12 protein-coding genes are annotated in these 12,605 nt (G+C 66.5%); 6 read left to right on the top strand and 6 right to left on the bottom strand.

The window, feature by feature from the left end; translation table 11 throughout:
- Positions 1 to 1,110, bottom strand: a complete 1,110-nt coding sequence (locus tag MRBLMU1_RS13165) for an alcohol dehydrogenase catalytic domain-containing protein (protein WP_363501991.1) — start codon at positions 1,108 to 1,110, stop codon at positions 1 to 3.
- A gap of 52 nt (positions 1,111 to 1,162) precedes the next feature.
- Entirely contained in the window at positions 1,163 to 1,744 is a 582-nt protein-coding gene (locus MRBLMU1_RS13160) for an amino acid synthesis family protein (RefSeq protein WP_363501989.1), read from the bottom strand.
- Positions 1,745 to 1,913: 169 nt separating this feature from the next.
- Between MRBLMU1_RS13160 and MRBLMU1_RS13155 the strand changes: the two genes are divergently transcribed.
- From MRBLMU1_RS13155 to MRBLMU1_RS13130, 6 genes are all read left to right on the top strand, one after another.
- Positions 1,914 to 2,762 carry a fumarylacetoacetate hydrolase family protein gene (locus MRBLMU1_RS13155; RefSeq protein WP_363501987.1) on the top strand — a complete coding sequence of 283 codons (849 nt, stop codon included), beginning with the start codon at positions 1,914 to 1,916 and terminating at the stop codon, positions 2,760 to 2,762.
- 36 nt (positions 2,763 to 2,798) lie between these two features.
- Positions 2,799 to 3,350 (top strand): VOC family protein, encoded by a 552-nt coding sequence (locus tag MRBLMU1_RS13150; protein ID WP_363501985.1) that lies wholly within the window; start codon positions 2,799 to 2,801, stop codon positions 3,348 to 3,350.
- The gene (locus MRBLMU1_RS13145; protein ID WP_363501983.1) at positions 3,347 to 4,789 is read left to right on the top strand and encodes an aldehyde dehydrogenase family protein; all 1,443 of its coding nucleotides are present in this window, start codon (positions 3,347 to 3,349) and stop codon (positions 4,787 to 4,789) included. Before MRBLMU1_RS13150 ends, MRBLMU1_RS13145 begins: the two co-directional genes overlap by 4 nt.
- 13 nt (positions 4,790 to 4,802) lie before the next feature.
- A complete protein-coding gene (locus MRBLMU1_RS13140; protein WP_363501981.1) occupies positions 4,803 to 6,413 on the top strand; it encodes a bifunctional 3-(3-hydroxy-phenyl)propionate/3-hydroxycinnamic acid hydroxylase in 1,611 nt (536 codons plus the stop codon).
- A gap of 131 nt (positions 6,414 to 6,544) precedes the next feature.
- A complete protein-coding gene (locus MRBLMU1_RS13135; RefSeq protein WP_363501979.1) occupies positions 6,545 to 7,246 on the top strand; it encodes a GntR family transcriptional regulator in 702 nt (233 codons plus the stop codon).
- Positions 7,243 to 7,614: a nuclear transport factor 2 family protein gene (locus MRBLMU1_RS13130; RefSeq protein ID WP_363501977.1), complete on the top strand. Its 372-nt coding sequence runs from the start codon at positions 7,243 to 7,245 to the stop codon at positions 7,612 to 7,614. The genes MRBLMU1_RS13135 and MRBLMU1_RS13130 overlap by 4 nt, the downstream gene beginning before the upstream one ends.
- Positions 7,615 to 7,636: 22 nt before the next feature.
- Here the strand turns inward: MRBLMU1_RS13130 and MRBLMU1_RS13125 are convergent, their stop codons facing one another.
- The 4 genes from MRBLMU1_RS13125 to MRBLMU1_RS13110 all read right to left on the bottom strand — a co-directional run bounded on the left by MRBLMU1_RS13125 (position 7,637) and on the right by MRBLMU1_RS13110 (position 12,584).
- Positions 7,637 to 8,473: an SDR family NAD(P)-dependent oxidoreductase gene (locus MRBLMU1_RS13125; protein ID WP_363501975.1), complete on the bottom strand. Its 837-nt coding sequence runs from the start codon at positions 8,471 to 8,473 to the stop codon at positions 7,637 to 7,639.
- A gap of 142 nt (positions 8,474 to 8,615) precedes the next feature.
- Positions 8,616 to 9,074 carry a cache domain-containing protein gene (locus MRBLMU1_RS13120; RefSeq protein ID WP_363501973.1) on the bottom strand — a complete coding sequence of 153 codons (459 nt, stop codon included), beginning with the start codon at positions 9,072 to 9,074 and terminating at the stop codon, positions 8,616 to 8,618.
- Positions 9,071 to 11,503: an efflux RND transporter permease subunit gene (locus tag MRBLMU1_RS13115; protein WP_363501971.1), complete on the bottom strand. Its 2,433-nt coding sequence runs from the start codon at positions 11,501 to 11,503 to the stop codon at positions 9,071 to 9,073. Before MRBLMU1_RS13115 ends, MRBLMU1_RS13120 begins: the two co-directional genes overlap by 4 nt.
- Positions 11,504 to 11,507: 4 nt before the next feature.
- On the bottom strand, positions 11,508 to 12,584 hold the full coding sequence (locus MRBLMU1_RS13110) for a WD40/YVTN/BNR-like repeat-containing protein (RefSeq protein WP_363501969.1): 1,077 nt from the start codon (positions 12,582 to 12,584) through the stop codon (positions 11,508 to 11,510).
- Positions 12,585 to 12,605 lie beyond the last annotated feature (21 nt).

Here is a 12,605-nt window from a genome sequence, read left to right as displayed (position 1 = left end):
TCAAGGACGGATGACGAAGTTACTGAAGCCGCCGTTGCGGTTCTCGATGCCGCCGATCGCCTCGTTGACCTGATCGAGCGGATAGACATGATGCTGGAAGATCGACATGTCGACTTTCCCCGCCTCGACCAGATCGGCCATCTCCTGCCCCTGCTTGGTGGTGAACCACGCGGAGCCGATCACGCTGATGTCGTTGTCCATGATGTAGTGCAGGTTGATCGGCACATCGCCGGCCACCGCGCCGATGTTGACCAGCTTGCCGCCACGGCGCAACGTGGCCAGGGCGTCCAGCAGCGTCTCGTGCGGCGCGCCCGGTCCCAGCGCGTCGATCGCCACGTCCACGCCCTCGCCGTGCGTTACGTCGTCGGCCCAGGCGCGCAGACCGCCGTCGTCGAGCGAATGGACCGAGATCAGATCCGGCGCCAGCGCCTTGACGCGTTCGAGCAGCTCGCGATTACGCCCGGTGCCGAGGATGCGCCGCGCGCCGAGCGCCAGCGCGAACAGCGCGCCGCCGATACCGAGCGTGCCGCTGATGCCGTTGATCAGCACCGTCGATCCGGGGCCGACACCGGCGGTGCGCAGCGCGCGGTAGGCCGTGCCCAGATAACCCAGGCGCGCGGCCTGCTCGAAGCTCATCGCGTCCGGCAGGCGCACCAGCGCGTGCTGCGGCGCGTTCATGGTTTCGCACAGGCCGCCGAGCGGATACTGGTCGAAGATGGCCTGTGACTTGTTCGAGAAACCGAAGTAACCGTTGAAGGTGTAGTGGGCGCAGGCGGTGGTATCGCCGGCGCGGCACTGGCGGCAAGCGCCGCAGAAGCGCGCCGGATTCACGTACACGCGGTCGCCCGGCTTGAAGCCGATCACCTGGTCGCCCACCGCCTCGATCACGCCAGCCGGATCGAGCCCGAACACCGCCGGCAGCTTGGGCAGCGGCAGGTGCGGGAACCAGTTACCCCAGTTGCTGAGCACATTGCCAAGGTTGGGCACAATGCCACATGCCTTGACGCTCACCAGCACGTCGGTCGCGCGCAGCGCCGGCACTGGAATTTGTTCGATCACCATCGGTTGGCCGACTTCGTGCATCCGTGCGGCGCGCATCATTTTAGTCATTACCGTCTCCTGATTTATTGTTTTGGTTTGATGTGGATTATGACGCAAGCGCTCAGCGCAAGCCGTCGTTCCCTACGACGTCTTCCGCCGCCAGCCCGCCCAGGCGCGCGTGGATGCGTCCACCGGTGGCCATCGCCAGCCCGAACACGATCTCGTCGCGCTTGGGACCATCCCACAGGGTCATCTCGGCCGAGCCGAAATGGCTGCGCACATACGCCGCGTGGATGTGCCCGAGCGGGATGATCAGGCGGTCGCCGACGTTACCGATGCTTTTGGCCGCCGGCACGATCGCCTTCGGCTGCCCCAGCGCCTCGCGCATTGCCCAGCCGCCGGCCTCGTGCCAGACGGCGCCTTGTTCCAGCTCGCCGTCCGAACCGACCAGCGCACCCTTGCCGTAGGCCTGCACCACGTCCGCGCCGCCCAGCGCCGCGATCATGCGCGCCGACAGGTCCGCGCCCAGCCCGCGCAACTCCTGCATGAACGGCAGCAGGTTGTGCTGATAGCGGCCGGCGTAGGGATTCTTCACCACCGCCATCGCCACGGCGATGCGCAGCGGCGTCGCCAGCCTGTCGCCACCCTCATGCCAGCACTCCTCGACCTCCAACTTGTACTTCCGAATATTCACGAGCGACATCCTGCATCTCCAGTTGATCAACGTCCGAAACGGTCCGGCGCGGCGCCGGGCCCCATGCAATAAATTATACACAGCCGATCTTTTTGTGCAAACTAAATATTTTTATGCACAAAATTTAAAATTGATCCTATAATCGTTTCACACCCCCACACCAACACGAGGAGACTCCATGAAATTGATTTCGTACCGCCGCGCCTCACGCGCCCACTTCGGCATCGTCACCGATGGCGGCGTGGTCGAGCTGACCGACAAGGTCGCCGGCGCACCCGACCTGGCCACCCTGCTGGCCGATCCGCATTTGCTGGCGCAGGCGCGCCAGCTCGCCACCGGCAAGGCCGACTACCCGTTCGACAGCGTGGCCCTGGAGCCGGTCATCCCCAAGCCGGGCAAGGTGGTCTGCGTCGGCATCAACTATGTCGAGCACGCCCACGAGGCCGGCCGCAAGATCGGCCAGTATCCGGTGATCTTCCAGCGCTACAGCGAGACCCTGATCGCCCACGGCACGCCGCTGCTGCGGCCCAAGGCGTCGACGCAGTTCGACTTCGAGGCCGAGCTGGCGGTGGTCATCGGCAAGGGCGGCGCCCACATCGACCCGGCCAACGCCATGGAACACGTGGCCGGCTACACCTGCTTCAACGACGCCAGCGTGCGCGATTGGCAGTTCCACACCCACCAATACGGCATGGGCAAGAACTTCGCCGGCACCGGCGCGCTGGGCCCGTGGCTGGTCACCAGCGACGACATCGCCGACTACCGCGAGCTGACGGTCACCGGACGCCTCAACGGCGAGCAGCTCCAATCGGGCAAGCTGTCCGAACTGGCCTTCGACATCCCGGCGCTGATCGCCTACATCTCGCAGGCGCTGCCGTGGAACCCGGGCGACATCCTGGCCACCGGCACCCCGAGCGGCATCGGCTTCAAACGCACCCCGCCGATTTTCCTGGAGGCCGGCGGCGTATTCGAAGTCACCATCGCCGGCATCGGCACCCTGTCCAACCCGGTCGTCGACGAAGCCTGATACGCTAGCCGCACAAGACCTATAAAGGAGATACGCATGTCCAAGCTGCCCCGCATACAGTTCACCCACACCGGCTTCCACTGCGCCGACCTCGACAACATGGTCGCGTTCTACACCAGCAAGCTCGGTTTCATCGTCAGCGACCGGGGCGTGGCCTCGACTGGCCACCGGCTGTTCTTCATGACGCAGGACCCGGAAATCCATCACCAGCTGGTGATGTTCGACGGCAAACCGACCGGCCTGGAGTTCAATCCGATCAACCAGCTGTCGCTGCTGCTCGACTCGATCGACGACCTGTGCCTGTACTACCGCCAGTTGCAGGAGTTCGGCATCGGCCCGATCGATCAGGTCGATCACGGCAACGCCTGGTCGCTGTACTTCAAGGACCCCGAGGGCAATCCGATCGAGATGTATGTCGACAGCCCGTTCTACACCGCGCAGCCGTGCCGCGAGCCGCTGGACCTGACGCAGACGCCGGCGCAAATTCTCGAACAGACCGAGGCCATGTGCCGCCGCCGTCCCGGCTTCCTGACGCGCGAGGAGTGGATCGCCCAGACGCGCGAGAAGATCCGCCTGCAGCGCGTATGAGACGCAACCACGGCAACTACATCGACGGCACCTGGATCGACGGCGCCGCCATGCGCGACAACCGCAACCCGTCCGACCTGTCCGACAGCGTCGGCCTGTATGCGCAGGCAGATGCCGCGCAGGCGGCGCAGGCGGTGGCCGCGGCGGCGGCGGCGCAAGTGACATGGGCGCACGGCGGCATCCAGGCCCGTGCCGACGCGCTCGACTTCATCGGCACCGAGCTGCTGGCGCGGCGCCAGGAACTGGGCACGCTGCTGGCGCGCGAGGAAGGCAAGACGCTGCCGGAAGCGGTGGCCGAAGTCGGACGCGCCGGCCAGATCTTCAAGTTCTTCGGCGGCGAGGCGCTGCGCCTGCGCGGCGACCGCCTGGCCTCCGTGCGGCCCGGCGTCGACATCGACGTCACGCGCGAGCCGGTCGGCGTGGTCGGCATCATCACGCCGTGGAACTTCCCGATCGCCATCCCGGCATGGAAGATCGCGCCCGCCCTCGCCCACGGCAACAGCGTGGTGTTCAAACCGGCCGACCTGGTGCCCGGAAGCGCGTGGGCGCTGGCCGAGATCATCAGCCGCGCGGGGCTGCCGCCGGGCGTCTTCAATCTGGTGATGGGACGCGGCGCCGTGGTCGGCCAGGCCATCATCGACTCGCCTGCGGTGCGCGCGATCAGCTTCACCGGTTCGGTCGCCACCGGCCACGCGCTGCTGCTGGCGACGGCCCGGCGCCAGGCCAAGGTGCAGCTGGAAATGGGCGGCAAGAATCCGCTGGTGATCCTCAACGACGCCAACCTCGACACCGCCGTCGACTGCGCCGTGCAAGGCGCCTACTACTCGACCGGCCAGCGCTGCACCGCCTCGTCGCGCTTCATCGTCGAAAAAGACATCTACCCGGAGTTCGTGCGCAGGACGACGGAAGCGCTGAAGGCGCTGCGGGTCGGCCACGCGCTGCGCGCCGAGACGCAAATCGGCCCGGTGGCCGACGCCGGCCAACTGTCGCAAAACCTCGACTACGTGGCCATCGGCCGCGCCGACGGCGCGCGCCTGGCCTGCGGCGGCGAGCGGCTGCAACGCGACACCGACGGCCACTTCATGAGCCCCGCGCTGTTCGTCGACGCCACGCCGGATATGCGCATCGCGCAGGAAGAGATCTTCGGCCCGGTCGCCTGCGCGATCCCGGCCGACAATTACGAACACGCACTGGAGATCGCCAACGGCACACCGTTCGGACTCTCGGCGGGCATCTGCACCGGCTCGCTCAAGCACGCGACCCATTTCAAGCGGCATATGCAAAGCGGCATGGTGATGGTCAACGTGCCCACCGCCGGCGTCGACTACCACGTGCCGTTCGGCGGCACCAAGGGTTCGAGCCACGGCGCGCGCGAACAAGGCGGCTACGCGGCCGAGTTCTTCACCAGCGTCAAAACCGCCTATACCAGCACACAATAACAAGGAGACAGCAATGGATTTCGATGTACTGATCGTCGGCCTGGGACCGGTCGGCGCGGTGGCCGCCAGCCTGGCCGGCAAATGGGGCCTGAGCGCGCTGGCCGTCGACAAGGCCGAAGCGGTGTACGACAAGCCGCGCGCCTTCGGCCTGGACCACGAAGTGATGCGCACTTTCGCCAACATCGGCATCGCCGACGCGGTCGCCGGCAACGTCATGCCCTATCGCACCTCCGAATACCAGGCCAAGGGCGGGCGCGTGCTCAAACGCATCGCCCCGGCCAGCGCGCCCTACCCGCTGGGCTGGGCGCCAAACTATGTATTTTCGCAACCGGCCATCGAAGGCGCGCTGCGCGCCAACCTGGCCACCCTGCCCGGCGTGCAAACGGAACTGGGCACGGAAGTGCTGTCGGTCGCGCAGGAAGGCGAAACCTGCCGCGCGCTGCTGCGCGACCGTGACGGACGCGAGCGCCACGTCAGCGCCCGCTACGTGCTTGCCTGCGACGGTGGCACCAGCCCGCTGCGCGTGCAGCGCGGCATGCCGATGGAAGACCTGCAATTCGACGAGCCCTGGCTGGTGGTCGACGTAATGGTTACGCCGGAGGTGGCCGAGCGCCTGCCGGCGACCAACATCCAGTTCTGCGAAACCGAGCGGCCGTGCACCTACATCATCGGCCCGGGCCTGCACCGGCGCTGGGAGTTCATGATCAACGACGACGAGACGCCGGCCGGCGTGCAGCAACCGGAGGCGATCGCCGCGCTGCTGGCGCGCTGGATGGCGCCGGGCGAGTACGACCTGTGGCGCGCCTCGGCCTACCGCTTCCACGCGCTGATCCTGAAGACCTGGCGCGACCGCAACCTGTTCTTCCTCGGCGACGCCGCCCACATGACGCCGCCGTTCATGGCGCAGGGCATGTGCCAGGGCATCCGCGACGCCGCCAACCTGGTATGGAAACTGGCGTTGGTGCGGCGCGGCGCTGCGGCGCCGACGCTGCTCGACACCTATCAGGCCGAACGCGTGCCGCACGTGCGCCAGACCACGCTCGTCACGCGCGAACTGGGCCGCGTCATCTGCGAGCGCGACCCGGCCAAGGCCGCCGAGCGCGACACCCGCATGCTGACGGAGATGGCCGCGCAGCAGGCGCCGACGGTGCGCCAATCGTTGATTCCGGGGCTGTCGGCCGGCTTGCTGGCGCCGGCGCGCGACGAGCATCCGGACAGCGCGCGCGGCCACCTGTTCCCGCAGCCGGAGGTGGAAAACTCGACCGGCCGCCAAGGCTTGCTCGACGAGTTCACCGGCAACACCTTCCGCCTGGTCGCCGCGCCCGGCACCAGCGTGCTGCCGCTGCGCGAGGAGATCCGCAGCTGGGACAGCCTGGAGGCGCTGCCGCTGTCGGTGGTCGCGCTGACCGACGGCGCGGATGACAAGCCGCAAGCCTGGCACGCCTACCGCGAGCGCCACGGCCTGCTGGCCGGATGGCTGCGCGGGCATGGCTGCCAGTACGTTCTGGTGCGGCCGGACCACTACGTCTACGGCGGCGCCGCCAATCTCGCGCAAGCGCTGGAACTGTTGGCCGAGCTGCGGCTGACGCTCAACGGCGTGCGCAGCGAAGCGCCGGTGTTTTAAGTTGGCAGGCAGGCCGCGTTGGCGCCATCCCATGGCCCGACGCGGCCGCACGATTGCCCGATTTGGTTAATAGTTTGCATTATCCGCGTTTTATGCATAAAATGTGATTTATATAACCGGATTGAAAAGCTATGGACACCACTCCCATCGAACTGTCGCCAGGCACCTCCCTGATCGACGTCGCGCTGCAGAAGATGAAGCACGCCATCGTCTGCTGCGAGCTGCCGCCCGGCTTCAAGCTCAAGGTCGACGCCCTCTCCAAGCAATATGGCATCAGCAGCTCGCCGATCCGCGAGGCGCTGAACCGTCTGGCGCAGGAAGGCGTGGTCACCGCCAGCGACAACAAGGGTTTCCGCGTCGCGCCGATCACGGTCGAAGATTTTCGCGAGATCACCCGCGTGCGCGTGCTGCTCGAATGCGAAGCGCTGTCGGACGCGATGAAGTACGGCGACGACGCCTGGGAAGGCGATGTGCTGGCCGCCTTCCACCGCCTGAGCGTGACCGAGAAGCGCATGGGCCAGGGCCCGGTGGCGTTGAACGACGACTGGGCCGAGCGCCACAAGCACTACCACTTCACGCTGTTTTCAGCCTGTCCGTCGACGCTGCTGTTATCGATGGTCGACTCGCTGTTCGACCGCGCCGAGCGCTATCGGCGCTTCTCCGCGATGCACCGCCAGACCGAGCGCCATAAGAGCAACGAGCACCAGATGCTGATGGAAGCGGTGCTCGCGCGCGACCACGACAAGGCGGTGGGCATGCTGCGCCGGCACATCGAGCACACGCAGGATACGGTCACCGAAGCGATCCTGCGCCAGCAAGCGACCTTGCAGTGACCCAAAACATACTCGCGCTGGAAGCCAGGCGCTGCGCCGCACTGCTCTCGGCCGACATCGCCGATTTGACCCGGCTGTTCGCCGACGACATGGTGTGGATACACGGCTCCGGCAAGTCGGACGGCAAGGCCGGCATGCTCGACGCCATAGCCTCGGGCAAAACCCAATACCTGGACATCGAAAACTCGCGGCAGAACATCCGGTTCGTCGGCGAGATGGCCATCGTCGACGGTCTGGTCGACATGCGCTTGAACCTGGCCGGAGAAGTCAAACAAATCCACAGCCGGTTCACCATCTGCTGGGCCGGGACCGGCGACGACTGGCAGATCGTCCACTGGCAATCGACGCCCGTGCGCCAGCCGGCCTGAGCGCGGCTCACAAGCCTTATTTTTAAGTAGTGGACTGCGCGCCATGCGCCTGCACCGAGACATCCGCCCACTTTTCCCACGTGGCCAGGCGTTCAGCATATGTCTGCCGCGCCACGTGCAGGTTCGTCGCGCCGAGGAAGATGCGCAGTGGCGGCGCGTCGGCATCGACCACTTTCAACACCGCCTGCGCGGTCGCTTGCGGATCGCCGAACGATTCGGGCGTGAAGTGCGCCATGACCTGTTGACGAACCTCCTCGTAGGCTTCGATCGGCTGCGAGAAGCGCATCGAAGAGGCGTCGCTGAATTCGGTCAAGTACGGTCCTGGTTCGATCAGCGTGACCTTGACGCCCATCGCCGCGACCTCCTGGGCCACGCTGTCCATCAAGCCTTCGAGCGCCCATTTGGATGCGTTGTATAGCCCGAGGTTGGGCATGCCGACTATCCCCAGCAGGCTGGATACGGATAATATATGGCCGCTTTTCTGCGCGCGCATGATCGGCAGTGCGGCCTGCGTCACCCACAGCGCGCCGAACACGTTGGTATCAAACTGGGCGCGCGCATCCGCCTCGCCGAGCTCCTCGACCATACCCGCCACACCGAAGCCGGCATTGTTGACGACAACGTCGATGCGCCCGAAGTGCGCTTTCGCCTCGGCGACGGCGGCCACCGCGGCGTCGCGGTCGTTGACGTCAAGGAGCAGCGGAAGCACAGCTGCACCGTGGGCCTCGGCCAACGGCGCCAACGCCTCGATGTTGCGTGCCGTGGCGACGACCTTGTCGCCGCGTTTCAGGGCAGCCTCCGCCCAGATACGGCCGAAGCCGCGCGACGCGCCGGTGATGAACCAGATTTTTTCAGACATGATGTTTCCCTTTATTTGATGGAAGGAATGAAGAGGCTTCCATCTTAGGGCGGCCATCACGACGGGCGGTAGCTCGATCCTGTCCAGCTGTTGCCCGATCCTGTCGGACGGGACAATCGCGCATCACGGACCTGAAACAACCTTAGTTGTAAACACCCGTCAGTACGATCAACTCCCCCACCTTCTCGAAATACGAGGAGCGTGGCGCCATCGCCTTGGTCGCGGGATTGAACCAGACAAAATCGACCCATCCCACGCCCTTGCTCCTGGCGATCTCCAGCTCCTCGCGCACGAAGGCCTTGCCGTTGACGTCCTTCACATCGATTAACGCCTTGCCCACCAGCTTGGGCTTGTTCCCGTCGGCTAGCAGTACGCCGTTCATGTCCAGCACCACCACATACAGCTCGCCGCTGACGAACTGCCCCTCGGTCTTGTTGAATTCGGCCAGCGACTTCTCCGGGCCGTTCTGCTTCAGATAGGCGACGGCCTTTTTCACCATGGCTACCGCCTCCTCCTTGCTGGCCGCGAAGGCCGCCACCGGCGCCTGACACACCAGCGCCAGCAACACCGGCGCGAGCCATCGTTTCCTGCTGATATTCATACAGTCTCCTTCAACGCGTGATTGCGAACGGCCGGCGCAATGCCCACGGCCGCCTTCCGATTGGGGTTCAACAGGAAGTGCGCCAGCGCCGGCAGCAGTATCAGCGCGCCGAGCATATTCCAGATGAACATGAAGCCCAGCAGGATGCCCATATCGGCCTGGAATTTGATCGGCGAGAACGCCCATGTCGCCACGGCGATACCCAAGGTCACACCGGTCAGCACCACCACCTTACCGGTGAATAGCAGCGCCTTGTAATACGCCGCCGACAGGCTGGCGCCACGGCGCAACTCCACCATCATCACCGACACGACATACAGCGCATAATCGACGCCGATGCCCACACCGAGCGCGATCACCGGCAACGTCGCGACCTTGACGCCGATGCCCAAGCCCACCATCAGCGCCTCGCACAACACGGACGTCAGCATCAGCGGCAGCACAGCGCACACCACCGCGCGCCACGAGCGGAACGTCACGAACGCCAGCACGATGACGGCGGCATACACCCACAACAGCATCTGCGTGTTGGCCTTCTTGACGACGATGTTGGTGGCCGCCTCGATGCCGGCGTTGCCGGCGGCCGACAGGAACTGGATATCCTTGCTGTTGTTGGCGGCGGCGAAGGCCTCGACCTCGCGCACCACCGCATCGAGCGTGTCGGCCTTGTGATCCTTCAGATAGACGTACACCGTCAGCAGGTCGCAATTCTGGTTGAGCAGCTCGCGCGGCGCGCGCGTGGTGATCGCGTTGAGCATGTCCTGCGAGCGTGGCAGGTCGAACCATTTCAGGCTACCCTCGTTCATGCCCGCCGAGGCGCGCTTGCTCAAGGTCGCATACGAGTTGGTCGACTCGACGCCGGCCAGCTGCTGCAATTTCCACTCCAGCGCCTCGACCTGCACCAAGGTGGCGTAGGTGGCGCACTGGTACTGCGGCGTGCGCACCATGACCACGTAGTTGTCGCTGCTGGCGGCGTAGTTGGCGGCCATGAAGGCGCTGTCGCGGTTGTAGCGCGAATCGGCGCGCAACTCGGGAGCGCCGGGATCGAGGTCGCCGATCTTCAGATGCGTGCTGACGACGCCACCGGCCGCCGCCAGCACCACGCCGATACCGATGGCGATACCGGCCCAGCGGCGGCCGGTGAAGCGGTCGAGGAAGGCCCACAAGCGGTGCTTGCGCGGCGCGCCGATGGCATCCGTGCCTTCCTCGTCGCGCAGGCTGCGCTGCGCGGCGGCGGCGCTGACGCCGGTGTACGACAGCAGCACCGGCAGCAAGATCAGATTGGTGAAGATCAGCATCGCCACGCCGACGCTGGCGGCGATCGCCAGGTCGTGGATCACCGGGATGTCGATCACCATCAGCACGGCAAAGCCGACGGCATCGGCCAGCAGCGCCGTCAGCCCGGCCAGGAACAGCCGGCGGAACGTGTAGCGCGCCGCCACCAGCCGGTGGGCGCCACGGCCGATGTCCTGCATGATGCCATTCATTTTCTGCGCGCCGTGGCTCATGCCGATGGCGAACACCAGGAACGGCAGCAGCACCGAATACGGATCGAGATCGAAGCCAAGCAGCGGCAAGGCGCCCAGCAGCCACAAGGACGCCACCAGCGAACACGCCACCACCAGCAAGGTGCTGCGCACGCAGCGGGTGTACCACAGCAGCACGCTGGCGCAGATGGCCAGCGCGACGGCGAAGAACAGCAGCACCTGGCGCATGCCGTCGATCAAATCACCGACCACCTTGGCGAAGCCCGTGATGTGGATGCGCACGCCCTGCGCCTCGTACTTGGCGCGCAGCTGTTCGAGCCGGTCCGACAGCACCGCGTAGTCGATGCGCTGGGTGCCGCTGGTGTCGAGCAGCGGCACGACGATCACGCTGGACTTGAAGTCCGGCGCCACCAGCGCGCCGATCTCGCCGGAGCGCTCGATGTTGGCGCGCAGCTCGGCCAGCCGCGCGGGCGAGCCGTCGAAACCGTCCGGGATCACGGGCCCGCCGTCAAGGCCCTCTTCCGTCACGCCGATCCAGCGCACCGACGGCATCCAGATCGATTTCATGAACGAGCGGTCGACGCCGGGCACCAGGAACAGCTCGTCGCTGAGCTGGCGCAAGGTCTCCATGTAGCGCGCGCTGTAGATGGTGCCGTCGGGACTGGCGACGGCCACGCGCAGGGTGTTGCCCAGGCCCGCGAGGTCTGCCTTGTGCGCCTGGTAGTTCTGCACGAACGGATGGCGCGCGGGGATCATGCGCTCGAAGCTGGGATTGAGGCGCACGCCGAGCGCCTGCCAGCCCAGCAGGGCCGTGAGCAGCACGAACACGATCAGCACGCCGACGCGGTGGTTGAACAGCAGCCGCTCGACGGCCGAGCCGGAGCGCGGGTCGAACTGGTCCAGTTGGGCGATCACCGGGTGATCGGGAGTCGGGGTATGCATGGGATTACGGTCCTTCGAGAGGGTTCAGGGCGATGCGGGTGACGCCGCGCACGCCGGAGACGACGACGTTGCCGTCGCCGGCCTGCGCCACGCCGGTCAGAGGCGTGGCCGGTCCGCCGCGCATCGGCGCGAAGCGCTTGCCGCCGTCGCCGCTGCGGAACAGCTGTCCCGTTTCGTCGGTCAACAGCAGGCTGCCGTCCTTGAGGCGCGCGCCGGCGGTGAGCGAGTGTTCCGTGCCGATCCCGCTTTTCTGCCAGGCGCCGCCGTCGGACCAGTAGACGTTGCCGCGCATGCCGAACAACACCGTGTGCGCACCAGCGGCGAGCGCGCCGAAATAAGTGCCGGCGTACGGCGTGGCGGCGGTGGCGAACGTGCGCCCGCCATCGTTCGACAGGAACACCGCGCCCTGCTCGCCGGCGATGACGCAGCGCGCGCCGTCGATGGCGACCGCATACAGATGCTTGCCCTGCGGGTTGTCGAGCCGGTCGAGCGCGGCCTGCCAGGTGGCGCCGCCGTCATCGGTGGCGAACAACAGGCCGAACGCGCCCACCAGCAGCCCGTGGCGCTGGTCGAAGAAGTTGATGTCCAGGAAGGGCTTGCTCGGGCCCTCGGCCTGCAGCCGTTCGGCGTCGGCCAGTATCCGGGCAGCATCGCCGCCCGGCGCCACCCGGCCCGCCTTGACGGCGGCCAGCACCAGCGCGGCGGCGGCCTTGCCATCGAACTGCTTGCGCCAGGTCTGTCCGCCGTCGCTGGTGCGCAGCAGCACGCCGCTGTGGCCCACCGCCCAGCCGTCGCGCGGCGTGGTGAAGCGCGCGCCGACCAAGGACACACTCACCGGCACCTCCGACTGGCGCCAGCTGACACCGGCATCATCCGAATACACGACGATACCGCGCTCGCCCAGGGCAATCAGGCGCGGCCCGGCCTGGGCGATGCCCAACATGACCGACGTGGCGGCCTTGGCGGTACGCGTGGCGGGCCGCTCCAGCACGTCCGGCTCGGCGCGCGCCGGCGCCGCCATCAAGGTGGCGACGGCGCCGAGGACGGCCAGCGCGCCTTGCCCTTTAAGAATGTTCTTCATGCGTGCTCCCCTGATCGCGGC

Source organism: Burkholderia sp. LMU1-1-1.1 (genome assembly GCF_040675865.1).
In the GTDB taxonomy this organism is placed as follows: Bacteria; Pseudomonadota; Gammaproteobacteria; order Burkholderiales; family Burkholderiaceae_D; genus Rugamonas.
This window is presented reverse-complemented; position numbering and strand designations above follow the sequence as displayed.

Coding starts and splice junctions, on each gene's coding strand:
- MRBLMU1_RS13165 (WP_363501991.1), bottom strand. CDS start 1,110: ATGACTAAAATGATGCGCGCCGCACGGATGCACGAAGTCGGCCAACCG.
- MRBLMU1_RS13160 (WP_363501989.1), bottom strand. CDS start 1,744: ATGTCGCTCGTGAATATTCGGAAGTACAAGTTGGAGGTCGAGGAGTGC.
- MRBLMU1_RS13155 (WP_363501987.1), top strand. CDS start 1,914: ATGAAATTGATTTCGTACCGCCGCGCCTCACGCGCCCACTTCGGCATC.
- MRBLMU1_RS13150 (WP_363501985.1), top strand. CDS start 2,799: ATGTCCAAGCTGCCCCGCATACAGTTCACCCACACCGGCTTCCACTGC.
- MRBLMU1_RS13145 (WP_363501983.1), top strand. CDS start 3,347: ATGAGACGCAACCACGGCAACTACATCGACGGCACCTGGATCGACGGC.
- MRBLMU1_RS13140 (WP_363501981.1), top strand. CDS start 4,803: ATGGATTTCGATGTACTGATCGTCGGCCTGGGACCGGTCGGCGCGGTG.
- MRBLMU1_RS13135 (WP_363501979.1), top strand. CDS start 6,545: ATGGACACCACTCCCATCGAACTGTCGCCAGGCACCTCCCTGATCGAC.
- MRBLMU1_RS13125 (WP_363501975.1), bottom strand. CDS start 8,473: ATGTCTGAAAAAATCTGGTTCATCACCGGCGCGTCGCGCGGCTTCGGC.
- MRBLMU1_RS13120 (WP_363501973.1), bottom strand. CDS start 9,074: ATGAATATCAGCAGGAAACGATGGCTCGCGCCGGTGTTGCTGGCGCTG.
- MRBLMU1_RS13115 (WP_363501971.1), bottom strand. CDS start 11,503: ATGCATACCCCGACTCCCGATCACCCGGTGATCGCCCAACTGGACCAG.
- MRBLMU1_RS13110 (WP_363501969.1), bottom strand. CDS start 12,584: ATGAAGAACATTCTTAAAGGGCAAGGCGCGCTGGCCGTCCTCGGCGCC.